Here is a 21,859-nt window from a genome sequence, read left to right as displayed (position 1 = left end):
AGCAAACGAGGAAAGCATGAGCAAGCAGATTCTGATTCTCCCAGGTGATGGCATTGGCCCGGAAATCATGGCCGAAGCGGTCAAGGTCCTGGAGCTGGCGAACGACAAGTACGGCCTGGGCTTCGAACTCAGCCACGACGTGATCGGCGGCGCGGCCATCGACAAGCACGGCGTGCCCCTGGCCGATGAAACCCTGGACCGTGCCCGTGCAGCCGATGCCGTGCTGCTGGGCGCCGTGGGCGGCCCGAAATGGGACAAGATCGAACGCGACATCCGCCCCGAGCGCGGCCTGCTGAAGATTCGCGCGCAACTGGGCCTGTTCGGCAACCTGCGTCCGGCGATTCTCTACCCGCAACTGGCCGATGCATCGAGCCTGAAGCCGGAAATCGTCGCGGGCCTGGACATCCTCATCGTCCGCGAGCTGACCGGCGGCATCTACTTCGGCGCCCCACGTGGCACCCGTGAGCTGGATAATGGCGAACGCCAGGCCTACGACACCCTGCCGTACAGCGAAAGCGAAATCCGCCGTATCGCCCGGGTCGGCTTCGACATGGCTCGCGTGCGTGGCAAGAAGCTGTGCTCGGTGGACAAGGCCAACGTACTGGCTTCCAGTCAACTGTGGCGTGAAGTGGTCGAGCAGGTGGCCAAGGATTACCCGGACATCGAGCTGAGCCACATGTACGTCGACAACGCCGCCATGCAACTGGTGCGTGCGCCGAAGCAGTTCGACGTGATCGTCACCGACAACCTGTTCGGCGACATCCTGTCCGACGAAGCGTCGATGCTCACCGGTTCCATCGGCATGCTGCCGTCGGCCTCCCTGGACGCCAACAACAAGGGCATGTACGAGCCGTGCCACGGTTCGGCGCCGGACATCGCCGGGCAGGGCATTGCCAACCCGTTGGCGACCATCCTGTCGGTGTCGATGATGCTGCGTTACAGCTTCAACTTGAACGATGCCGCCGACGCGATCGAAAAAGCCGTCAGTGTGGTCTTGGACCAAGGCTTGCGCACCGGTGATATCTGGTCGCAAGGTTGTACCAAAGTCGGTACGCAGCAAATGGGCGATGCAGTAGTCGCCGCGCTGCGGAATCTGTAATCTTTCGGGCCCACCGCTCCGACGGTGGCCCACTTTTGTATAGGTGTAGTTGCGATGAAACGTGTAGGTCTGATCGGTTGGCGCGGCATGGTCGGTTCCGTGCTCATGCAGCGAATGCTGGAAGAGCAGGATTTCGATCTCATTGAGCCGGTGTTTTTCACCACTTCCAATGTCGGTGGCCAGGGCCCGTCCGTGGGCAAGGACACCGGTGCGCTCAAGGATGCCTACAGCATCGAAGAGCTCAAGACCCTCGACGTGATCCTGACCTGCCAGGGTGGCGACTACACCAGCGAAGTCTTCCCCAAGCTGCGTGAAGCCGGCTGGCAGGGTTACTGGATCGACGCCGCTTCCAGCCTGCGCATGCAGGACGACGCGGTGATCGTCCTCGACCCGGTGAACCGCAAGGTCATCGACCAGCAGCTGGACGCGGGTACCAAGAACTACATCGGCGGCAACTGCACCGTCAGCCTGATGCTGATGGGCCTGGGCGGCCTGTTCGAAGCCGGTCTGGTGGAGTGGATGAGCGCCATGACCTACCAGGCGGCGTCCGGTGCCGGCGCGCAGAACATGCGTGAGCTGATCAAGCAGATGGGCGCCACCCACGCCGCCGTCGCCGATGACCTGGCCAACCCGGCCAGCGCCATCCTCGACATCGACCGCAAGGTCGCCGAGGCGATGCGCAGCGATGCCTACCCGACCGAGAACTTCGGCGTACCACTGGCCGGCAGCCTGATCCCCTGGATCGACAAGGAACTGCCCAACGGCCAGAGCCGCGAAGAGTGGAAGGCCCAGGCCGAAACCAACAAGATCCTGGGCCGCTTCAAGAGCCCGATCCCGGTGGACGGCATCTGCGTGCGCATCGGCGCCATGCGCTGCCACAGCCAGGCGCTGACCATCAAGCTGAACAAAGACGTGCCGATCGCCGACATCGAAGGGTTGATCAGCCAGCACAACCCTTGGGTCAAGCTGGTGCCGAACAACCGCGAAATCAGTATGCAGGAGCTGAGCCCGACCAAGGTCACCGGCACCCTGAACGTACCGGTGGGCCGTCTGCGCAAACTGAACATGGGGTCGCAATTCGTCGGTGCCTTCACCGTCGGCGACCAACTGCTGTGGGGCGCGGCCGAACCGCTGCGTCGCATGCTGCGGATCCTGCTCGAGCGTTGATCGATTGCTGCGGTGAAAGAACCCGTGCCTTGTGAGAGGTGCGGGTTTTTTATTGGGGGCAGTTTTAGTGGGGTCTAGGTGTCTGGACTGGCCTCATCGCGAGCAGGCTCGCTCCCACAGGTCTTGTGTCCACTGAAGATCCATTGTGGGAGCGAGCCTGCTCGCGATGGGGTCGATCCAGTCGCCACAAAAGTTTCAGCCAATTGCCTGCATACCCACCACCCGGTAAAGTGCCGCTCCCCACGTTTTACCTGAGGTAGACCCATGAGCCAGTCCTTTGATATTGCCGTGATCGGCGCCACCGGTACTGTCGGCGAAACCCTCGTCCAGATTCTCGAAGAACGGGACTTCCCGGTCGGTAACCTGCACCTGCTGGCCAGCAGCGAATCGGCAGGCAGCTCGGTGATGTTCCGTGGCAAAAACGTGCGGGTGCGCGAAGTCGACGAATTCGATTTCAGCAAAGTCCAACTGGTGTTCTTCGCCGCCGGCCCGGCGGTGACCCTGAGTTTCGCCCCGCGGGCCACGGCGGCTGGCTGTGCGTTGATTGACCTGTCCGGCGCCTTGCCGCCCGAACAGGCGCCGCAGATTGTGCCGGAAGCCAATGCCCAGGTGCTCGCCGGTTTGAGCAAGCCGTTGCAGGTCAGCAGCCCCAGCGCGTCGGCCACGGCCTTGGCGGTCGTGCTGGCGCCGCTGCGCGAATGCCTGGACTTGCAGCGCATCAGCCTGACCGCCAGCCTCGCCGTGTCGGCCCAGGGCCGCGTGGCCGTGAGCGAATTGGCGCGCCAGACCGCCGAGCTGCTCAACGCCCGTCCGCTGGAGCCTAAATTCTTTGATCGGCAGATGGCGTTCAACCTCCTGGCCCAGGTCGGCACCCCGGACGAGCAGGGCCATACGCAGCTGGAAAAGCGCCTGGTCCGCGAGTTGCGCCAGGTGCTGAATCAACCTTTGTTAAAGATTTCCGTAACTTGCATTCAAGCCCCGGTGTTTTTTGGCGATAGCTTTAGCGTGACTGTGCAGTCTGCGAGCCCCATCGACCTGGCCAAGGTCAACGCGGCGTTGGAAGCGGCACCCGGTATCGAGCTGGTGGAGGCGGGTGATTACCCGACGGCGGTGGGCGATGCGGTGGGGCAGGATGTGGTCTACGTTGGTCGTGTGCGCGGTGGGATCGACGATCCGGCGGAACTAAATATGTGGCTGACGTCAGATAACGTGCGCAAGGGCGCGGCCCTCAATGCCGTGCAGGTGGCTGAGTTGTTGATAAAAGACTTGCTGTAAAAGATACTTGGCATCAATTTGTCGAATGATTCTAGCTGGGCGCTATGCTTGGCCGGAGTGCTGAAGGCGAACATCCCTCTGGGGGACTTTCCCGGGGCATGAGTGAAATGATCGCGCGCACCGTCACATCGGGGCTGCGCGCAATGCCTTACGGCAGCGGCATCAATACCTTCTCGCTGGCCGAGGAATGTTCAAACAAAGGAAGAGGCTATGGTTCAAGTTCGCAAACTGGTGTTAGCAATAGCGGCCGCCTCGGCGCTGTCCTCCGGTATGGCGCAAGCGCTCGGGCTCGGGGAATTGACCCTGAAGTCGACGCCGAACCAGCCTCTGGTCGCCGAGATCGAGTTGCTCGACGTCCAGCAGCTGACCGCCGCCGAAGTCGTGCCGAGCCTGGCCTCGCCCGATGACTTCGCCAAGGCCGGCGTCGACCGCCAGGCCTTTCTCAATGACCTGAGCTTCACCCCGGTGATCAACGCCAATGGCAAGAGCGTCCTGCGGGTAACGTCCAGCCGGCCGCTGTCCGAGCCGATGGTCAAGTTCCTGGTGCAGGTGATGTGGCCCAACGGCCGTCTGCTGCGCGACTACAGCGTATTGCTCGATCCCTCCAAATTTTCGCCACAGGCCGCCGACGCCGCCCGGGCGAAACCGCCTCAGGTCGTGTCCACGCCGGTCACCGGGGTCACCAAGCCTTCGCAATACACCACCACGCCGCGCGATACCCTGTGGGAAATCGCCGCCAAGGCGCGCAACGGTGGGTCGGTCCAGCAAACCATGCTGGCGATCCAGGCGTTGAACCCTGACGCGTTCATCAACGGCAACATCAACCTGCTCAAGACCGGTCAGGTGTTGCGCCTGCCGGACCCGGTGCAAAGCACTGCATTGCCGCAACCCCAGGCCATCGCTGAAGTGGCCGCGCAGAACGCCGCCTGGCGCTCGGGTCGTCGTGGCGTGGCGGGTGCTGGCAAGCAGCAGTTGGATGCCACCAAGCGTGGCCGTGGTGAAGGTGCGCCGGCACAGGCTGCCGGTCGCGACAACTTGAGCCTGGTGTCGGCTGACTCAGCGAAGGCGGGCGGCAAGGGCAAGGGGGCTGCTGGCGATGCCCAGGCGCTCTCCAACAAGCTTGCGGTCACCCAGGAAAGCCTCGATTCGGCTCGCCGGGATAACGAAGAACTGAAAAGCCGCATGGCGGATCTGCAGAGCCAGTTGGACAAACTGCAGCGCCTGATCGAGCTGAAGAACAATCAACTGGCCAAGATGCAGGCCGAAGGTGTCGCCGTTCCGCCTGCTGGCGAGGCGCCTCCTGCAATGTCCGCCGAGCTGACCCCTGCGCCAGCGGCTCAAGCTCCGACGGCTGCACCTGCGCCAGAAGCGACCCCAGAGGCGACGCCGCCTGCCACTGCGGTCGAGCCGGCGCCTGCCGCGTCCAACGCGCAAAAATACAACGACCTGCTGACCAATCCGATCCTGCTGGGGTTGGTGGGTGGCGGCGCGCTGCTCCTGCTGTTGCTGCTGTTGTTGCTTGCCCGTCGCCGCAAGGCCCAACAGGAAGCGGAAAAGCACTTGCGCATGGCGCGGGCCCTCGAGGAGGAGGCTGACTTCTCCCCGGAGCTCGATCTGCCCCCGAGCAGCTTCGAGGGCATTGACGTTCCATCGCCTAGTGTAAAACTCGAGCCAAAACCTGCACCAGCTCCTGCGCCAGTACCCAAGCCGGCTCCGGTGGTCGCGCCTGTGGTGGTCACACCGCCTATCGCGGCGCCATTGGTGGCCCCGGCTGCCGAGCGCTCCGACGACGTGCTGCCCCAGGCCCAGTCCCATATCGATCGCGGCCGCTTGAACCAGGCCGCCGACCTGCTTGAACAAGGCATCAAGGCCGAGCCCCAGCGCAGCGACCTGCGCCTGAAGCTGATGGAAGTCTACGGTCAGCAGGGCGACCGCGACGCCTTTGTCGCCCAGGAACGCCAATTGGTGGCCAATGGCGACAACTTCGCCCAGGTCGAACAGCTGAAAAGCCGTTTCCCGGCCATGGTGGTCGCCACCGCCGCAGGCTTGGCCGCCGCGACAGTGGCAGCAGAGCTGGACGCGCAGTACGTCAAGGACCTGCTGGAAGACAAGTCGCCGACCGACGAGGAGCTGGACAGCGCCTTTGACTTGAGCCTGGATGACCTGGAGGCGGCCCCGGTCGCGCCGACACCAGAGCCTGTCGCTGAGCTGGACGCGTTCCCGGAAGACGACGACCTGAGTTTCGAGTCGGTGCTCAAGCAGCAGACTGAAGCCAACGAAAGCCTGGACGACCTGTCGGAATTCGACCTGGACCTGGGCGCCGATGCGCCGACCCCGATCCCGGCGCTCGACGATGAAGACTTCCTGCTGGACCTCGATGACGACCTCAAGGGCCTGGACTTGCCTGCGGCTGAAACGCCAGCCGTGGCCGACATCCCGGCCGACGATCTTGAGCTGCCGGCGGATTTCGATCTGTCCCTGTCTGACGAAATGGACGCGCACGATGCGCCCAAGGATGCCTTCGAGTCCGAGCTGGACGATGTAAACGCCGAGCTGGATCGCCTGTCCGACACGCTGGGCCAGCCGACGTTTACCGCCGAAGATGCCTTGGTCGGTGCTGAAGACGAGCCGGACTTCGACTTCCTTAGCGGTACCGACGAAGTGGCGACCAAGCTCGATCTGGCCCAGGCCTACATCGACATGGGCGACAACGACGGCGCCCGCGACATCCTCGGCGAAGTCCTCAGCGAAGGCGACGCCACCCAGAAGAGCGAAGCGCAGGAGATGTTGTCGCGCCTGGCGTGAGTCAGCGATTAAACAAAAACGGCAGCCGGTGAGGCTGCCGTTTTTGTTTGCGGCGGGATTTGCGGGTGTTTGGGCTGGAGAATCCCTGTGGGAGCAAAGCTTGCTCGCGATAACCGAGGTACATTCAACATCAATGCAAGCTGACCCACCGCTATCGCGAGCAAGCTCGGCTCCCACAGGGGATTTGCGGTAGGCGTGGAACTCGTGAGCACTGGAGAATCGCTGTGGGAGCAAAGCTTGCTCGCGATGACCGAGGTGCATTCAACATCAATGCAAGCTGACCCACCGCTATCGCGAGCAAGCTCGGCTCCCACAGAGGATTTGCGGTGGGCGCGGAACTCGTGAGCACTGGAGAATCGCTGTGGGAGCAAAGCTTGCTCGCGATGACCGAGGTGCATTCAACATCAATGCAAGCTGACCCACCGCTATCGCGAGCAAGCTCGGCTCCCACAGAGGATTTGCGGTGGGCGTGGAACTCGTGAGCACTGGAGAATCGCTGTGGGAGCAAAGCTTGCTCGCGATGGCGCCAGCCCATTCAACACAGGATCACCCGTCGGACTGGCATCCCAAGCCATCGGCCTTATAATGCCCGCCTTTGCGTACCTCAGCAGGCTGTAATTCCTTGGCAAACATAGACAACCCGGCCGCCGAAATGGCGGCCGACGGCTTTTTCCGGATCGCCTTGGGCGTTGAATACAAAGGCTCGCGCTACCGTGGCTGGCAGCGCCAGGCGTCCGGCGTATTGACGGTGCAGGAAACCCTTGAAAACGCCCTGTCCAAAGTCGCCGACTCGCCCGTGTCGCTGCATTGCGCCGGTCGTACCGATGCCGGCGTGCATGCCTGCGGCCAGGTGGTGCATTTCGACACCCAGGTCGAGCGTTCGATGAAGGCCTGGGTGATGGGTGCCAACATCAACTTGCCCCACGACGTCAGCGTCAGTTGGGCCAAGGTGATGCCGGCGCATTTTCACGCGCGCTTCAAGGCCATTGCCCGGCGTTATCGCTACGTGATCTACAACGATCAGATCCGTCCGGCGCACCTGAACGAAGAGATCACCTGGAATCACCGCCCGCTGGATGTCGAGCGCATGGCCGAGGCCGCGCAATACCTGGTTGGCGTCCATGATTTCAGCGCCTTCCGTGCCGGCCAGTGCCAGGCCAAGTCGCCGATCAAAGAGTTGCATCACCTGCGCGTGACTCGTCACGGCAAGATGATCGTGCTCGACATCCGCGCCAGCGCGTTCCTGCATCACATGGTGCGCAACATTGCCGGCGTGCTGATGACCATTGGTGCTGGCGAACGGCCGGTGGAGTGGATCAAGGAAGTGCTCGACAGTCGTGTCCGCCGCTCCGGTGGCGTCACGGCGCACCCGTTTGGCTTGTACCTGGTGCAGGTCGAGTATCGGGATGAGTTCGAACTGCCGGAGCGTTACATCGGGCCACATTTCCTCACCGGCTTCTCGGAACTCGACGGCTGACGCCCTCCGCAGCATTTGCTACCATCCGGGACTTTCACGGATTTGCCTGAGGTTTTACCCATCATGCCGGTCGTTCGCAGCAAGATTTGCGGGATCACCCGCGTCGAGGACGCGTTGGCGGCGGTCGAGGCCGGGGCCGATGCCATCGGGCTGGTGTTCTACGCCAAGAGCCCGCGCGCGGTGACGGTGCAGCAGGCGAGGGCGATCGTCCAGGCCTTGCCGCCGTTCGTGACGTCCGTGGGCCTGTTCGTCAATGCCAGTCGTTGCGAGCTGGGCGAAATACTCGATGCGGTGCCGCTGGGCTTGTTGCAGTTCCATGGCGATGAGACCCCAGCCGATTGCGAAGGCTGGCATCGTCCGTACATCAAGGCGTTGCGGGTCAAGGCCGGGGATGACATTGCCGCCAGTTGCGCAGCGTTCGCCAGTGCCAGCGGCATTTTGCTGGACACCTATGTGGAAGGCGTTCCCGGAGGGACCGGCGAAGCGTTCGATTGGTCGCTGGTGCCTCAGGGCTTGGACAAACCGATTATCCTGGCCGGTGGCCTGACCGTGGACAACGTGGCTCAGGCCATTCGCCAGGTTCGCCCTTACGCGGTGGACGTGAGCGGCGGGGTGGAGCAGAGCAAGGGCATCAAGGACCCGGCAAAGATTCGTGCATTCATGGCCGCTGTGCGCAGTAGCCAGTCGTCAATGTGACGGCTGGCAGACTGCCGCCGTCCATACCAGCACTGTACAAAACAGGCAGGCGCCGCCTCCGGGTGGGCCGATAGCGAAGTGGTAGCCGCCGTGCGGTTGCCGGGATGGCTGAGGAAGGTTGGGTTGCACGCAGGTCATGTCTTGCACTGACCGTGGCGGCCCCTCGACTCGCCGCACAATGAATTTAGCTCAAGGGCATACGCGGGGCCGCGAACCAGAGCGTTCGGGCCGCCGGTACTGGAGAAAGAAAGCATGAGCAACTGGTTAGTAGACAAACTGATCCCTTCGATCATGCGTTCCGAGGTGAAGAAAAGCTCGGTGCCTGAAGGTCTGTGGCACAAGTGTCCGTCCTGCGAGGCGGTGCTGTACCGTCCCGAGCTGGAAAAGACCCTGGACGTTTGCCCCAAGTGCAACCACCACATGCGCATCGGCGCGCGTGCCCGTATCGATATTTTCCTGGACGCTGAAGGCCGTGTGGAGCTGGGTGCCGACCTGGAACCAGTGGACCGCCTGAAATTCCGTGACGGCAAGAAATACAAGGATCGCCTCACCGCTGCCCAGAAGCAGACCGGCGAAAAAGACGCGCTGATATCCATGACTGGCACCCTGCTGGGCATGCCGGTGGTGGTCTCGGCCTTTGAGTTCTCCTTCATGGGTGGCTCCATGGGCGCCATCGTCGGTGAGCGCTTCGTTCGTGCTGCCAACTACGCTTTGGAAAACCGTTGCCCGATGATCTGCTTTGCCGCTTCCGGCGGTGCGCGGATGCAGGAAGCGCTGATCTCCCTGATGCAAATGGCCAAGACCTCCGCGGTGCTGGCGCGTCTGCGCGAAGAAGGCATTCCGTTCATTTCGGTGCTGACCGACCCGGTCTACGGCGGTGTTTCCGCCAGTCTGGCGATGCTGGGCGACGTGATCGTCGGCGAGCCAAAAGCCCTGATCGGTTTTGCCGGCCCGCGCGTGATCGAGCAGACCGTGCGTGAGAAACTGCCGGAAGGCTTCCAGCGCAGTGAGTTCCTGCTGGAGCACGGCGCCATCGACATGATCATTCATCGCCAGGAGCTGCGTCCGCGCCTGGGCAACCTGCTGGCGCAACTGATGGGTCTGCCGACGCCGAAATTCGTCGCCGCACCGATCGAGCCGATCGTGGTTCCGCCAGTGCCTGCCGGGCTATGACCCAACGCACCCTGGGCGACTGGCTTGCCTACCTCGAGCAGTTGCATCCATCGGCCATCGACATGGGGTTGGAGCGCTCGCAAACGGTAGCGTCCCGCATGGGACTGGCCAAGCCGGCGCCCCGGGTCATCACCGTCACCGGCACCAACGGCAAGGGTTCGACCTGCGCCTTCGTGGCTTCGCTGCTGCGGGCCCAGGGGCTGAGTGTCGGTGTCTACAGCTCGCCGCACCTGCTGCGCTACAACGAGCGGGTGCAAGTGAACGGCGTCGAAGCCACTGACGCCCAGCTGTGCGAAGCCTTTGCCGCGGTGGAAGCCGGGCGAGGCGATACAACCCTCACTTATTTCGAGATGGGCACCCTGGCGGCGTTCTGGTTGTTTGCCCGTGCCGGTCTCGATGCGGTCGTGCTGGAAGTTGGCCTGGGCGGACGGCTGGATACGGTCAACCTGGTGGACGCAGACATTGCACTGGTCACCAGCATTGGCGTGGACCATGCCGATTACCTGGGTGATACCCGCGAATCCGTGGCCTTCGAGAAGGCCGGCATCTTTCGCCAGGGCGCGCCTGCGCTTTGCGGCGATCTCAATCCCCCCCAGCCGCTGTTGGACAAGGTTCGCGAATTGAACTGCCCGTTCTTTCTGCGCGGGCGGGATTTCGACCTGGCGATGACCGAGCAGCACTGGCAATGGCGCGGCAGCGACCTGCAGGGCAATCCGCTGGAGTTGCACGATCTGCCCTTGCTGGACCTGCCGATGGAAAACGCCGCGCTGGCGCTTCAAGCCTATCTGTTGCTGGGTTTGCCATGGGAGGCCGGGCAAATCGTCCAGGCGCTGCAGGCGACCCGCGTGGTCGGGCGCCTCGATCGTCGTCAGTTCGATTGGCAAGGCAAGCGCCTGAGCCTGTTGCTGGATGTCGGCCATAACCCCCACGCGGCGCAGTACCTGGCCGAGCGCCTGGCGCGGCGGCCCGTGGCAGGGCGGCGGCTGGCGGTGTTCGGGCTACTGTCCGACAAGGATCTGGATGGCGTTGTCGAGGCGTTGGGTGCTAGTGTCCAGCATTGGGCGGTGACGCCACTGGATTCGCCGCGCTCGCGTACCGCGGCGCAGTTGCAGGAAGCCTTGCAGCGCCGCGGTGCTTCAGTGCAAGCCTACGCTAGCGTGGCCGACGCGCTTGAAGGGCAGTGCGCCCTGGCGACGGCCGATGATGAAATCCTGCTGTTCGGATCATTTTTTTGTGTTGCCGAGGCCCTTCAATGGTTGGCCCGGCGCTCCACGGAGGAGGCTGCAGATGGCATTGCTGGATAAGGCGTACAAGCAGCGCATGGTCGGGGCCCTGGTGTTGGTGGCCCTGGCGGTGATTTTCCTGCCGATGCTGTTTTCCCGTCAGGACGAGCAGCGTCAGGTCACGGTCGACGCGCCGGCCGCGCCCCAGGCGCCTTCGGTGCCGCCTGTGCAGGTTGAGCCAGTGGTCGTGCCCGAGCCCCAGGCGTTGCCTCAGGAACCTGTGCCAAGCGACGAGGAATTGGCTGAGCAACCTGCGGTGCCTTCTACGCCGATTGCACCTGTACCTGCCACGCCTGCCCCCGCCGCGCCAAGCAAGCCGACTGTCGCGCCGGTGCCTGTTCCAGCAACACCGGCTATCAAGCCGGCCCCGAGCCAGCCGATCACTGCGGCGCCCACCAAGCCGGACACGACCCAGAGTCGTGTGGATGCCAATGGCCTGTCCGTCAGTTGGTCGGTGCAATTGGCCAGCCTGACCAGTCGCGAAAGTGCCGAGAACTTGCAGAAAACCCTGCGTAGCCAGGGCTACAACGCCTACATTCGTTCCGCCGATGGCAAGAATCGAGTGTTTGTCGGGCCGCTGATCGAGCGTGCCGAGGCTGACCGCCTGCGTGACCTGCTCAGCCGCCAGCAGAACCTCAAGGGTTTCGTGGTGCGCTTCCAGCCAGAGCGCGGCTGACAGCGATTTTGCTGATTTGAATCACGCAGCTTACCGACAGCCCTGCGCTCTGCTAAAATGCGCCGCCTTATCCGTCTGTAGGCTGCACCGTGCCATTTACCTGGGTTGACTGGGCGATCGTTGCGATCGTCGCCATCTCCGCATTGATCAGTCTGAGCCGCGGCTTCGTCAAGGAAGCCCTCTCGCTGCTGACCTGGATCATCGCGGGAGTCGTAGCCTGGATGTTTGGTGGTTCGCTGTCCCAGTACCTCGCCGGATACATCGAAACTCCGTCGGCTCGCGTGATCGCGGGCTGTGCCATCTTGTTTATCGCCACCTTGCTGGTTGGCGCAATGATCAATTATCTGATCGGCGAACTGATTCGCGTCACCGGGCTTTCCGGGACGGACCGGTTCCTGGGCATGGCCTTTGGCGCGGCGCGTGGCGCGTTGCTGGTGGTCGTGGCCGTCGGGCTCTTGAGCCTGGGGCCGGTACAGCAGGATACGTGGTGGCAGGAGTCCCGGCTCGTGCCACAATTTCTATTGGTCGCAGACTGGTCCAAAAACCTGATCCTGGGTTGGAGCAGTCAGTGGCTTGCCAGCGGTATCAGCGTACCCGCTGAAATACCGTTCAAGGAACACCTCTTGCCGATGGCCAAAACGCCGCAGTAAGTGTTGTTCAGTTCAGATCCATTAAGTAGGGGTTGCGTCGCATGTGTGGCATCGTCGGTATCGTCGGTAAGTCGAACGTCAATCAGGCGCTGTATGACGCGCTAACCGTGCTCCAGCACCGCGGCCAGGACGCTGCCGGTATCGTGACCAGCCATGACGGCCGGTTATTCCTGCGCAAGGACAACGGCCTGGTGCGTGATGTGTTCCACCAGCGCCATATGCAGCGCCTGGTCGGTCACATGGGTATCGGCCACGTGCGCTACCCGACCGCGGGCAGCTCGACGTCGGCTGAAGCCCAGCCGTTCTACGTCAACTCGCCGTACGGCATCACCTTGGCGCACAACGGCAACCTGACCAACGTCGAACAACTGGCCAAGGAGATCTACGAATCTGACTTGCGCCACGTCAACACCAATTCCGATTCGGAAGTGATGCTCAACGTCTTCGCTCATGAGCTGGCCCAGCGCGGCAAGCTGCAGCCTACCGAAGAAGACGTGTTCGCCGCCGTGACCGACGTGCACAACCGTTGCGTCGGCGGTTATGCGGTGGTGGCGATGATCACCGGCTACGGCATCGTCGGTTTCCGCGATCCCCACGGTATCCGCCCGATCGTGTTCGGCCAGCGCCACACCGACGAGGGCGTCGAATACATGATCGCCTCCGAAAGCGTGTCCCTGGACGTGCTGGGCTTCACCCTGATTCGCGACCTGGCCCCGGGCGAAGCGGTCTACATCACTGAAGACGGCAAGCTGCACACCCGTCAGTGCGCGACCAACCCGTCCTTGACCCCATGCATCTTCGAACACGTCTATCTGGCGCGTCCGGACTCGATCATCGACGGCGTCTCGGTCTACAAGGCCCGCCTGCGCATGGGTGAAAAACTGGCCGACAAGATCCTGCGCGAGCGTCCGGACCATGACATCGACGTGGTCATCCCGATCCCGGACACCAGCCGCACCGCGGCCCTGGAGCTGGCGAACCACCTGGGCGTCAAGTTCCGCGAAGGCTTCGTGAAGAACCGCTACATTGGCCGGACCTTCATCATGCCGGGCCAGGCTGCACGGAAAAAATCCGTACGCCAGAAGCTCAACGCCATCGAACTGGAGTTCCGCGGCAAGAACGTGATGCTGGTGGACGACTCCATCGTGCGTGGCACCACGTGCAAGCAGATCATCCAGATGGCCCGTGAAGCCGGCGCCAAGAACGTGTATTTCTGCTCTGCGGCCCCGGCCGTGCGCTACCCTAACGTCTACGGCATCGACATGCCGAGTGCCCATGAGCTGATCGCTCATAACCGTACCACCCAGGATGTGGCCGACCTTATCGGCGCCGACTGGTTGATCTACCAGGACCTGCCGGACTTGATCGAAGCGGTCGGGGGCGGCAAGATCAAGATCGAGCACTTCGATTGCGCGGTATTCGACGGCAAGTACGTCACCGGCGACATCGACGAGGCCTACCTGAACAAGATCGAGAACGCACGTAACGATGCGTCCAAGGCCAAGACTCAGGCGGTCAGCGCGATCATCGATCTGTACAACAATTGATTAACCAACCGGCCCTGAGGGGCCGGTTTGCGTTTTAACCGATTTCAGGAGTGACAGCATGAGTCAGGATTGGGATGCCGGTCGGCTGGACAGCGACCTTGAAGGCGTAGCGTTCGATACCCTGGCGGTTCGCGCGGGTCAGCACCGTACACCGGAAGCCGAACATGGCGAGCCGATGTTTTTCACCTCCAGCTACGTGTTCCGCACCGCTGCCGATGCAGCCGCACGGTTTGCCGGGGAGGTGCCGGGTAACGTTTACTCGCGCTACACCAACCCGACCGTGCGGGCCTTCGAGGAGCGCATCGCCGCCCTGGAAGGCGCCGAGCAAGCTGTGGCCACTGCCACCGGCATGGCCGCGATCATGGCCGTGGTGATGAGTCTGTGCAGCGCTGGCGACCACGTGCTGGTGTCGCGCAGCGTCTTCGGCTCGACCATCAGCCTGTTCGAAAAGTACTTCAAGCGCTTTGGCGTGGAAGTCGATTACGTGCCCCTGGCGGACCTGTCCGCTTGGGATGCGGCAATCAAGGCCAATACCAAGCTGCTGTTCGTCGAATCGCCTTCCAATCCCCTCGCCGAACTGGTGGACATCGCCGCGCTGGCGGAAATCGCCCACGCCAAGGGCGCCATGCTGGTGGTCGATAACTGCTTCTGTACCCCGGCGCTGCAACAACCGCTGAAGCTGGGTGCGGACGTGGTGGTGCATTCGGCGACCAAGTTCATCGACGGCCAGGGCCGTTGCATGGGTGGCGTGGTGGCCGGTCGTAGCGAGCAGATGAAGGAAGTGGTGGGCTTTTTGCGCACCGCAGGCCCCACCCTCAGCCCGTTCAACGCCTGGATCTTCCTCAAGGGCCTGGAAACCCTCGGCCTGCGCATGAAAGCCCATTGCGCCAATGCCCAGGCCTTGGCCGAGTGGCTGGAGCAGCAGGACGGCATCGAGAAAGTGCATTACGCCGGCCTCAAGAGCCATCCGCAACACGACCTGGCCTTGCGTCAGCAACGCGGTTTCGGCGCGGTGGTGAGCTTTGAGGTCAAGGGGGGCAAGGAGGGCGCCTGGCGCTTCATCGACGCGACCCGGTTGATTTCCATCACCGCCAACCTGGGTGACAGCAAGACCACCATCACCCACCCGAGCACCACGTCCCACGGTCGCCTGTCGCCCCAGGAACGTGAATCGGCGGGTATTCGTGACAGCCTTATCCGCGTTGCGGTCGGTCTGGAAGACGTGGCCGATCTGCAAGCCGACCTGGCCCGCGGGTTGGCGGCCTTGTGATCGAGCTGGCTACGCCGCCGAGCGGCACTCATGGCCGGGTTGCACTGGTTACGGGTGCCGCACGGGGCATCGGCCTGGGCATCGCTGCCTGGTTGATCTGTGAAGGCTGGCAGGTGGTGCTGACCGACCTGGACCGCGAACGCGGTTCCAAGGTGGCGAAGACCCTGGGCGACAATGCCTGGTTCATCGCCATGGACGTGGCGGACGAGGCGCAGGTTGCCACCGGTATCGCCGAGGTGCTCGGGCAGTTCGGGCGGCTCGACGCGCTGGTGTGCAACGCAGCCATCGCCGATCCGCACAACATCACCCTGGAAAGCCTGGATCTGGCTTACTGGAATCGGGTCCTGGCGGTGAACCTGGGTGGGCCGATGCTGCTGGCCAAACACTGCGCGCCGTATCTGCGCGCTCACAACGGCGCCATCGTCAACCTGGCCTCGACCCGCGCTGCGCAATCGGAACCCGACACCGAAGCCTATGCGGCGAGCAAGGGCGGCTTGCTGGCCCTGACCCATGCCCTGGCCATCAGCCTCGGGCCGGAGATCCGGGTCAACGCCGTCAGCCCTGGCTGGATCGACGCGCGCGATCCCTCCCAGCGTCGTGCACAGCCGCTGACCGACGCCGATCACGCCCAGCATCCAGCGGGCAGGGTAGGCACGGTAGAGGACGTGGCGGCGATGGTGGCGTGGCTGTTGTCGCGCAATGCCGGTTTTGTCACGGGGCAGGAGTTCGTGGTGGACGGCGGCATGACCAAGAAAATGATTTATACGTGAGTGCGGTTGCGGGTGCCGTTTGAAACTGTTTTGAAAAAACTTCAACCCTGCTATTGACTTAGCTTCGGTACCTGCGTAAATTTCGCGGCCTCAACGAAGCAAAGGGTGATTAGCTCAGCTGGGAGAGCGTCTGCCTTACAAGCAGAATGTCGGCGGTTCGATCCCGTCATCACCCACCATGTTTTACGAGAGTTTTGCGAAAGCAAGACGGAAGCTGTCAAAAGCCTCCACCGACGCGCAGCGGTAGTTCAGTCGGTTAGAATACCGGCCTGTCACGCCGGGGGTCGCGGGTTCGAGTCCCGTCCGCTGCGCCATATTTTCCGAAGCAGGTTCGCCTGGTTCGAGATTCAAGCCCAAGGGTTTGGATCAGACGAGTTAACTGGACGCAAGTCCATAGCGATACGCAGCGGTAGTTCAGTCGGTTAGAATACCGGCCTGTCACGCCGGGGGTCGCGGGTTCGAGTCCCGTCCGCTGCGCCATATCTGCTTCGAGGCCCACTGAACGCCTTGAAGCTAAGAAGCAAGCTGCAAAGCTACTTCTAGTCGATAGCAAAGACCCTGGTCGAAAGACCGGGGTTTTTTGTTTTTGTGGTTTGGGTTTTTCTATCTCCTCTCACGCGCCCTTTGCCAATCTGACGGCGCGTTTGACGATGCATTCTTATTCAGTATGATTGACTTTAAATCGAATCGCCGAGAGCTGCGTAGAATCAGGCGACCTGAACTCAAGAAGCAGTAACGATTTGGAGCAATCCCGACATGGCTACCACCACGAAAACCCGATCTGTCACGGCTCACGTTCCTGAGCAGTTGGCCCAAAAAGTCGATTTGATGGCGGAGCGTCTGGATCGCTCCAAAAATTGGATCGTTAAACAGGCACTGTCGGCTTGGATTGATCAGGAAGAAGAGCGTAGTCGCTTGACTCATGAGGCCCTGGCTGATGTTGACGCCGGTCGGGTGATTGACCACCAAGCTGTCCAAGCCTGGGCTGATAGCCTTAGTACTGACACTCCGTTGCCGGTGCCGCGCTGATGGAGTTGAAGTGGACGAGCAAGGCGCTCTCTGATATCTCCCGGCTTTACGAGTTTCTGGCGGCAGTGAATCAGCCTGCTGCAGCACGAACGGTGCAGCAGCTCACCGCGGCACCGATCACGTTGCTGACTAACCCGCGTATAGGCGAACGCCTTGAAGAGTTCGAGCCACGGGATGTGCGCCGAATTCAGATCGGCCATTATGAGATGCGTTACGAAATAATACATTCCACCGTTTACCTGCTGCGCCTGTGGCATACCCGCGAGGATCGATAACAGGGTTAGCCGGCAGCGGGTGACGAATCGCGAATCTCAGAACCCAAGCTTATCCCGCAACCCGTAATACCAAGCCCCCATCGCCGCAAACGGCGTACGCATCAACTGACCGCCTGGGAAAGGGTAGTGGGGCAGGTCCGCAAACGCATCAAAACGCTCAGCCTGACCCCGCAGCGCCTCAGCCAGGACCTTGCCCGCCAGGTGCGTATACGTCACGCCATGGCCGCTGCAGCCCTGGGAATAATAAATGTTATCCCCCAGCCGCCCGACCTGCGGAAGACGCGACAGCGTCAGCAGGAAATTTCCGGTCCAGGCGTAATCGATCTTCACATCCTTGAGCTGCGGGAATGCCTTGAGCATCTTCGGACGAATGATCGCCTCAATGTTCGCCGGATCCCTCGCGCCATACACCACGCCGCCGCCGAAGATCAGCCGCTTGTCGCCCGTCAGCCGGTAGTAATCGAGCAGGTAGTTGCAGTCTTCGACGCAATAATCCTGAGGCAGCAGGCTATGCGCCAACTCATCACTCAACGGCTCGGTGGCGATCACTTGTGTACCGCAAGGCATCGACTTGGCCGCCAGCTCTGGCACCAGATTGCCCAGGTAAGCATTGCCCGCCACGATAATGAACTTGGCCCTGACCTTGCCCTGTGGCGTATGCACAACCGGGCTGGCACCACGCTCGATGCGCACCGCTGGCGATTGCTCATAAATCACCCCGCCCAGCGACTCCACAGCCGCCGCTTCGCCCAAGGCCAGGTTGAGCGGATGAATATGCCCGCCGCTCATGTCCAGCATGCCGCCCACATACTCATCGCAAGCCACCACCTCGCGAATACGCCGCTGGTCCAGCAACTCCAACTGGGTATGCCCGAAACGCTCCCATAAACGCTTCTGCGACTCCAGGTGGTCCATCTGTTTAGCGGTGAGGGCGGCGAATACACCGCCGTCCTTCAAATCACACTGAATCTGATACTTCGCCACTCGCTCACGAATGATCCGCCCGCCCTCGAACGCCATGTTGCCCAGCAATTGCGCCTGCTGAGGACCGACGCTGCGTTCGATCACATCAATATCGCGGCTATAACTGTTAACGATCTGGCCGCCGTTGCGACCCGAAGCCCCAAAGCCGACCTTCGCCGCCTCAAGCACCGTTACCTTGAAACCGTTCTCCAGCAAAAACAGCGCAGAGGACAGGCCGGTGTAACCAGCGCCGATCACGCAAACATCCGTCTCGACGTCATCCTGCAGGGCGGGGCGCGGAGGAACCGGGTTGGCCGACGCGGCGTAATAGGACGCTGGATAGGATGTGTTCGCCATTCTGCAACCTCTGTTTTATATTTTTTACGAATGCAGCGATCCTACCCGAGATAAAAATCGGCCGCCAGCCACCGCAAAATCTTCGTTGCCTTGGCGAAATTAAATATTTTGCATATTCATAGGGTTAGGTGAAAAAAAGGTGTTGACACCCCTCCGGAATTCCGTAGAATGCCGCCTCACAGCAGGCACGTAGCTCAGTTGGTTAGAGCACCACCTTGACATGGTGGGGGTCGTTGGTTCGAGTCCAATCGCGCCTACCAAACAAAATCCGCTCTGCTGGGCGGTCTAGAAGGGCTCACCGAAAGGTGGGCCCTTTTTTGTTGTCTGCGATTTGCAAAACTTTTGCAAAACTTTTGCAAAACCCCCACCTCACAATGCCAATTCGGCTCCCACCTCGACGTACTCAATTGTCTTGTTGCCGTGCCCCTCCTGGTAGTGCCTGGTCATCTTCTCGTCCGCATGACCCAGCAGCGCCTGGATATATTCCTGTGGGAAATTCTGCTGCTCGTACAACCATGCGCCCAAAGCGCGGATCTCATGAAAAGTGGGGCGCTCGCCGGCCGGCACATGGTCGTAGGTGTGTGCCGCGTCTCGGGCCTTGCTGAACTCCTTGGTCAGGTAATCCGGTGTCACCGACGTCCAATGGTCCTTTGCGTCGATCTGCTCCCGCCGCCTCGCCTTGGGCTTGTAGTGGATCAGGTAAGGGGAAACCAGAGGCGAACGCAGGCACTCGCCAACTACATCTCGGAGCGCGGCGCCCATCTTGATTTTCAGGTGGACGGGGTTGTCATAACCCTGGGTCTTGCCCGGCGATACCGTCAGAGTGTTTTTCTCCATATCTGCAGCTGATTTCAGCCATGTCACGATATCTTCGCGCCGTTGTAGGCTGGTCATCGCCAGGCGAATTGCTCGCTTCAGCCAGGGTGGCGTGGTCGCCGCGTCGATGATCGACTTCAACCCCTCGAGCGTGTGCCGCTGGCGCTTCTTCTCCGCCTCCTTCTTCACCAGGGTCAGCTCGGCGTTATTTCGCTCGGCCAGGCCCTTGGCCACGGCAAACGCGAATATCTGCACCCACAGTCCCCTGTGCTTGGTGTAGGCGTTGTTGCTGAACTGGTCCAGATACTCGGCCATAGCCAGCACGTCCATCTGCCCGATAAGCCTATCTCCAAGGTCCTGTCGGTAGCGCTCGATCTTGAATTTGATCTCTTCCAAGGTGCGAGCGGCGTAGCCCTTATCCACCAGCCATTCATCGTGGAAGCGCTGGAGCAGGTTACTGACAGTCGGCAGGCGGTCACCAGTCAGCAGGGTGAGCAGCGCGCCATCGTCGACAACGAGTGCCGCCAGTTTCAAATTCGCCGACCGGGCTAGTTTTATTGCCTCCTCTATGGGGCGGTTGATGCTCGTCATCAGTCCGGTGATTGGGTTGCGGTACCGCCAATACTTCCCGTTGGGGTAGAGGTTTGGCGGTAACTTCCTGTTTTTCAGTGTGCGCGGCCGGGCAGCCATCAGCCGATCTCCATCATTTGGGCCAGCAGCGGGTCAGCAGATCCCATCACGGCGGCCTGGACGTCCACAAAATACATCCCGCCTTTCACTTCTCCTGCCACTTCGCCTTCCTCAATCCATTTCTTCAGCTGTTGAACACTCGGCTTTCCCCCGACGTAGCGCAGCTTCCTGTATTCGCTCACCTCCATAAGCCGGGGGAGCTTTATCGTCATTTGTGCAATGACCTTTGCCATGATGATGCTCCGTGCCGCGCCTGGCGGCAGAAAGGGTTACGCGGGGCGCGCCTTCTGGATGATGTAAATGAGGATGCAGCCGGTGGCGGAGAGCCAGACCAGCGAGCCGAAACCGGCGATGATCAGGGCAATATCAGATCCGCGCTCGACCATTTCTGGTACCGCATAGAAAAACCAGAGCAGTGTGATCAGCAGGTAGAGCAGGGTGCTGATCAGGACTTCAAACAGCTTTTTTGCTGGCATAGGAGTTCCTCGCCCGCCGATAACCGGCAGGCTGTAGGTGGATTGGGGTTAGGGGAATGGGTCAGGGGTTCCAGCTTTTGCCAACGCGAAAAACCATCATCAGGTTGTGATGGAGAGGCACCTTGAGCACGTTGTCGAAAAACTCGCCCTTTCCAGAGATGAACCCGGTGGGCACCTTGCTTCCAGCGGTCCCGAATTCACGCCAGCATTCTTCGCCGCCGTTCTCGTCCCAGTAGGCCCGTTCGCGTTTCGGAATCTCATCGTAGGTTTTCATGAGCACGGAGTGATCCGGGATATCGCAGATCCGGCGCCATGCGGGATGGCGCTTACACCAGTCGGCGGCATGCTGAAAAGCTTGCTCGGCAGAGTAAAATTCTTTGGTGTTTTGTTCGGTCATGGCCTCGGCCCCGAATAGATGAGCCAGGCCATGTAGAGCAGGGGGAGGATCATGGCGTCACCTCGGGCCAGCGCAACAGTGGATGATCGCCTCGGACATAAAGCGGGTGCCGAGGATGGCCGTCCTTTGTCGTGCCGAGGCACCACAACCGGGCACCGGCACCCAGCAGAAGCCGTGTAACGATCTCGGCTCGTTCAGCCTGTGCGTTGGCGCCCCAGGCACATACGACATCGGTATGCTCGCGAGCTAGGTGTCTCAGGTACTGGTCATTCTCTGGCCCGACAGGGTCAAAGGATTTCCACAGGTCCGCAGGGTTGGTTGCCCGCAGCGCGTACAGGTTGGCGACGGTGATGCCGTTGCAGCCCCAGGCGCGAGCGAACGCTCGGCATCGCCGAATGGTAGGGTCGTCAAGGGTGGCATCGGCGGTGCTCGGGTTGAGCATGAGGAACAGCGCCGCGCCTTTGTCTGCGTGCATGTCGCCAGGTCTGGTGAGTTGATAGCGGTAGGTGCCGCACTCGCTGATGATGGCGGTCATGGCGTCACTCCCACGCAAATGAGTTTTGGATGTAGTCGCTCGGGATAACGGCCTCGCTGGGAGGGTCCGTCACAGTCGAGTCGCCGAAGTAACCTATGGCGGCCTTGGCGCGCTCCAGCGAGAGTGTGGAGTGGCGGATCTGCCACTCTTTTCGGCATTTGTACGAGTTCAGCGCTCGCTCTTTGTCAGTGTAGGCAAAGCACCTTGAAGAGAAATACTGGTGCTTGAGCACGCGTTTCCGCGCTTTCTTTGCCCCTGCTTCGCTCAGCCAGCCACGCGTTAAGCGGTCGTGTTCTGGCTCGCTCAGCAGATACCAACACATTGGGGTTTCGGCGTATGCCACCCAGGTCTGCATCGTCACGGTCAGGCCGTCCGGCCCGATGGTGTCGACGTAGCGGAAGTGGTTAGGGCCAGCCTTTTTGTTTTCCATGGG

22 protein-coding genes and 4 tRNA genes are annotated in these 21,859 nt (G+C 61.5%); 19 read left to right on the top strand and 7 right to left on the bottom strand.

Annotation, left to right across the window (positions count from 1 at the left end):
• The first annotated feature begins 16 nt into the window (after positions 1-16).
• The 18 genes from leuB to B0E42_RS13325 all read left to right on the top strand — a co-directional run bounded on the left by leuB (position 17) and on the right by B0E42_RS13325 (position 17,192).
• Positions 17-1,099 (top strand): 3-isopropylmalate dehydrogenase, encoded by a 1,083-nt coding sequence (gene leuB, locus B0E42_RS13410; RefSeq protein ID WP_018612426.1) that lies wholly within the window; start codon positions 17-19, stop codon positions 1,097-1,099.
• Positions 1,100-1,153: 54 nt separating this feature from the next.
• Complete coding sequence (asd, locus tag B0E42_RS13405) at positions 1,154-2,266, top strand: aspartate-semialdehyde dehydrogenase (protein ID WP_003203857.1); 1,113 nt, start codon at positions 1,154-1,156, stop codon at positions 2,264-2,266.
• 264 nt (positions 2,267-2,530) lie between these two features.
• Positions 2,531-3,541: an aspartate-semialdehyde dehydrogenase gene (locus B0E42_RS13400; protein ID WP_077506621.1), complete on the top strand. Its 1,011-nt coding sequence runs from the start codon at positions 2,531-2,533 to the stop codon at positions 3,539-3,541.
• 210 nt (positions 3,542-3,751) lie between these two features.
• Complete coding sequence (locus B0E42_RS13395; RefSeq protein WP_077506620.1) at positions 3,752-6,346, top strand: FimV/HubP family polar landmark protein; 2,595 nt, start codon at positions 3,752-3,754, stop codon at positions 6,344-6,346.
• Between the two features lie 652 nt (positions 6,347-6,998).
• Entirely contained in the window at positions 6,999-7,823 is an 825-nt protein-coding gene (gene truA, locus B0E42_RS13390; protein WP_018610821.1) for a tRNA pseudouridine(38-40) synthase TruA, read from the top strand.
• Positions 7,824-7,886: 63 nt separating this feature from the next.
• The gene (locus B0E42_RS13385; protein WP_018610822.1) at positions 7,887-8,519 is read left to right on the top strand and encodes a phosphoribosylanthranilate isomerase; all 633 of its coding nucleotides are present in this window, start codon (positions 7,887-7,889) and stop codon (positions 8,517-8,519) included.
• Positions 8,520-8,771: 252 nt separating this feature from the next.
• Positions 8,772-9,692 carry an acetyl-CoA carboxylase, carboxyltransferase subunit beta gene (gene accD, locus B0E42_RS13380; protein WP_018610823.1) on the top strand — a complete coding sequence of 307 codons (921 nt, stop codon included), beginning with the start codon at positions 8,772-8,774 and terminating at the stop codon, positions 9,690-9,692.
• Positions 9,689-10,996: a bifunctional tetrahydrofolate synthase/dihydrofolate synthase gene (folC, locus tag B0E42_RS13375; protein WP_077506619.1), complete on the top strand. Its 1,308-nt coding sequence runs from the start codon at positions 9,689-9,691 to the stop codon at positions 10,994-10,996. The genes accD and folC overlap by 4 nt, the downstream gene beginning before the upstream one ends.
• Complete coding sequence (locus B0E42_RS13370; RefSeq protein WP_077506618.1) at positions 10,980-11,651, top strand: SPOR domain-containing protein; 672 nt, start codon at positions 10,980-10,982, stop codon at positions 11,649-11,651. The genes folC and B0E42_RS13370 overlap by 17 nt, the downstream gene beginning before the upstream one ends.
• Before the next feature lie 89 nt (positions 11,652-11,740).
• Positions 11,741-12,301 carry a CvpA family protein gene (locus tag B0E42_RS13365; RefSeq protein ID WP_003179770.1) on the top strand — a complete coding sequence of 187 codons (561 nt, stop codon included), beginning with the start codon at positions 11,741-11,743 and terminating at the stop codon, positions 12,299-12,301.
• A 41-nt stretch (positions 12,302-12,342) separates the two neighbouring features.
• Complete coding sequence (purF, locus tag B0E42_RS13360) at positions 12,343-13,848, top strand: amidophosphoribosyltransferase (RefSeq protein ID WP_003203840.1); 1,506 nt, start codon at positions 12,343-12,345, stop codon at positions 13,846-13,848.
• Positions 13,849-13,906: 58 nt separating this feature from the next.
• Positions 13,907-15,118, top strand: coding sequence for an O-succinylhomoserine sulfhydrylase (locus B0E42_RS13355; RefSeq protein ID WP_018610828.1), 1,212 nt, complete (start codon positions 13,907-13,909; stop codon positions 15,116-15,118).
• Complete coding sequence (locus B0E42_RS13350) at positions 15,115-15,888, top strand: SDR family oxidoreductase (protein WP_003203835.1); 774 nt, start codon at positions 15,115-15,117, stop codon at positions 15,886-15,888. Before B0E42_RS13355 ends, B0E42_RS13350 begins: the two co-directional genes overlap by 4 nt.
• 103 nt (positions 15,889-15,991) lie before the next feature.
• A tRNA-Val gene (locus B0E42_RS13345) sits at positions 15,992-16,067 on the top strand.
• 58 nt (positions 16,068-16,125) lie between these two features.
• Positions 16,126-16,202: transfer RNA gene (locus B0E42_RS13340), tRNA-Asp, on the top strand.
• An 89-nt stretch (positions 16,203-16,291) separates the two neighbouring features.
• A tRNA-Asp gene (locus B0E42_RS13335) sits at positions 16,292-16,368 on the top strand.
• A 276-nt stretch (positions 16,369-16,644) separates the two neighbouring features.
• Positions 16,645-16,917, top strand: coding sequence for a CopG family ribbon-helix-helix protein (locus B0E42_RS13330; RefSeq protein ID WP_077506617.1), 273 nt, complete (start codon positions 16,645-16,647; stop codon positions 16,915-16,917).
• The gene (locus B0E42_RS13325) at positions 16,917-17,192 is read left to right on the top strand and encodes a type II toxin-antitoxin system RelE/ParE family toxin (protein WP_077506616.1); all 276 of its coding nucleotides are present in this window, start codon (positions 16,917-16,919) and stop codon (positions 17,190-17,192) included. The genes B0E42_RS13330 and B0E42_RS13325 overlap by 1 nt, the downstream gene beginning before the upstream one ends.
• A 36-nt stretch (positions 17,193-17,228) precedes the next feature.
• On the opposite strand, the gene B0E42_RS13320 is transcribed toward B0E42_RS13325, so the two are convergent.
• A complete protein-coding gene (locus B0E42_RS13320) occupies positions 17,229-18,512 on the bottom strand; it encodes an FAD-binding oxidoreductase (RefSeq protein ID WP_077506615.1) in 1,284 nt (427 codons plus the stop codon).
• A 183-nt stretch (positions 18,513-18,695) separates the two neighbouring features.
• Between B0E42_RS13320 and B0E42_RS13315 the strand changes: the two genes are divergently transcribed.
• A tRNA-Val gene (locus B0E42_RS13315) sits at positions 18,696-18,772 on the top strand.
• A 109-nt stretch (positions 18,773-18,881) separates the two neighbouring features.
• On the opposite strand, the gene B0E42_RS13310 is transcribed toward B0E42_RS13315, so the two are convergent.
• The 6 genes from B0E42_RS13310 to B0E42_RS13285 form a co-directional block, all read right to left on the bottom strand.
• Positions 18,882-20,018: a tyrosine-type recombinase/integrase gene (locus B0E42_RS13310; protein WP_077506614.1), complete on the bottom strand. Its 1,137-nt coding sequence runs from the start codon at positions 20,016-20,018 to the stop codon at positions 18,882-18,884.
• Complete coding sequence (locus B0E42_RS13305; RefSeq protein ID WP_013693914.1) at positions 20,018-20,251, bottom strand: hypothetical protein; 234 nt, start codon at positions 20,249-20,251, stop codon at positions 20,018-20,020. The genes B0E42_RS13310 and B0E42_RS13305 overlap by 1 nt, the downstream gene beginning before the upstream one ends.
• Before the next feature lie 36 nt (positions 20,252-20,287).
• Positions 20,288-20,494: a hypothetical protein gene (locus B0E42_RS13300; RefSeq protein ID WP_077506613.1), complete on the bottom strand. Its 207-nt coding sequence runs from the start codon at positions 20,492-20,494 to the stop codon at positions 20,288-20,290.
• A 61-nt stretch (positions 20,495-20,555) separates the two neighbouring features.
• The gene (locus tag B0E42_RS13295; RefSeq protein ID WP_077506612.1) at positions 20,556-20,891 is read right to left on the bottom strand and encodes a hypothetical protein; all 336 of its coding nucleotides are present in this window, start codon (positions 20,889-20,891) and stop codon (positions 20,556-20,558) included.
• A 49-nt stretch (positions 20,892-20,940) separates the two neighbouring features.
• Entirely contained in the window at positions 20,941-21,426 is a 486-nt protein-coding gene (locus B0E42_RS13290) for a DUF1643 domain-containing protein (protein ID WP_077506611.1), read from the bottom strand.
• A gap of 4 nt (positions 21,427-21,430) precedes the next feature.
• A complete protein-coding gene (locus tag B0E42_RS13285; RefSeq protein ID WP_077506610.1) occupies positions 21,431-21,856 on the bottom strand; it encodes a hypothetical protein in 426 nt (141 codons plus the stop codon).
• Positions 21,857-21,859 lie beyond the last annotated feature (3 nt).

It is taken from the genome of Pseudomonas sp. A25(2017) (assembly GCF_002001065.1).
GTDB lineage: Bacteria > Pseudomonadota > Gammaproteobacteria > Pseudomonadales > Pseudomonadaceae > Aquipseudomonas > Aquipseudomonas kilonensis.
The sequence above is the reverse complement of the archived record's forward strand: the minus strand, read 5'-3'. Positions and strand labels throughout refer to the sequence as shown.

Excerpts from the sequence above, each read along its gene's own strand:
- B0E42_RS13290 (WP_077506611.1), bottom strand. The coding sequence starts at position 21,426 with ATGACCGCCATCATCAGCGAGTGCGGCACCTACCGCTATCAACTCACC.
- B0E42_RS13395 (WP_077506620.1), top strand. The coding sequence starts at position 3,752 with ATGGTTCAAGTTCGCAAACTGGTGTTAGCAATAGCGGCCGCCTCGGCG.
- B0E42_RS13370 (WP_077506618.1), top strand. The coding sequence starts at position 10,980 with ATGGCATTGCTGGATAAGGCGTACAAGCAGCGCATGGTCGGGGCCCTG.
- asd (WP_003203857.1), top strand. The coding sequence starts at position 1,154 with ATGAAACGTGTAGGTCTGATCGGTTGGCGCGGCATGGTCGGTTCCGTG.
- B0E42_RS13325 (WP_077506616.1), top strand. The coding sequence starts at position 16,917 with ATGGAGTTGAAGTGGACGAGCAAGGCGCTCTCTGATATCTCCCGGCTT.
- B0E42_RS13310 (WP_077506614.1), bottom strand. The coding sequence starts at position 20,018 with ATGGCTGCCCGGCCGCGCACACTGAAAAACAGGAAGTTACCGCCAAAC.
- truA (WP_018610821.1), top strand. The coding sequence starts at position 6,999 with ATGGCGGCCGACGGCTTTTTCCGGATCGCCTTGGGCGTTGAATACAAA.
- folC (WP_077506619.1), top strand. The coding sequence starts at position 9,689 with ATGACCCAACGCACCCTGGGCGACTGGCTTGCCTACCTCGAGCAGTTG.
- B0E42_RS13330 (WP_077506617.1), top strand. The coding sequence starts at position 16,645 with ATGGCTACCACCACGAAAACCCGATCTGTCACGGCTCACGTTCCTGAG.
- leuB (WP_018612426.1), top strand. The coding sequence starts at position 17 with ATGAGCAAGCAGATTCTGATTCTCCCAGGTGATGGCATTGGCCCGGAA.
- B0E42_RS13320 (WP_077506615.1), bottom strand. The coding sequence starts at position 18,512 with ATGGCGAACACATCCTATCCAGCGTCCTATTACGCCGCGTCGGCCAAC.
- purF (WP_003203840.1), top strand. The coding sequence starts at position 12,343 with ATGTGTGGCATCGTCGGTATCGTCGGTAAGTCGAACGTCAATCAGGCG.
- B0E42_RS13385 (WP_018610822.1), top strand. The coding sequence starts at position 7,887 with ATGCCGGTCGTTCGCAGCAAGATTTGCGGGATCACCCGCGTCGAGGAC.
- B0E42_RS13285 (WP_077506610.1), bottom strand. The coding sequence starts at position 21,856 with ATGGAAAACAAAAAGGCTGGCCCTAACCACTTCCGCTACGTCGACACC.
- B0E42_RS13305 (WP_013693914.1), bottom strand. The coding sequence starts at position 20,251 with ATGGCAAAGGTCATTGCACAAATGACGATAAAGCTCCCCCGGCTTATG.
- accD (WP_018610823.1), top strand. The coding sequence starts at position 8,772 with ATGAGCAACTGGTTAGTAGACAAACTGATCCCTTCGATCATGCGTTCC.
- B0E42_RS13295 (WP_077506612.1), bottom strand. The coding sequence starts at position 20,891 with ATGACCGAACAAAACACCAAAGAATTTTACTCTGCCGAGCAAGCTTTT.
- B0E42_RS13355 (WP_018610828.1), top strand. The coding sequence starts at position 13,907 with ATGAGTCAGGATTGGGATGCCGGTCGGCTGGACAGCGACCTTGAAGGC.
- B0E42_RS13300 (WP_077506613.1), bottom strand. The coding sequence starts at position 20,494 with ATGCCAGCAAAAAAGCTGTTTGAAGTCCTGATCAGCACCCTGCTCTAC.
- B0E42_RS13400 (WP_077506621.1), top strand. The coding sequence starts at position 2,531 with ATGAGCCAGTCCTTTGATATTGCCGTGATCGGCGCCACCGGTACTGTC.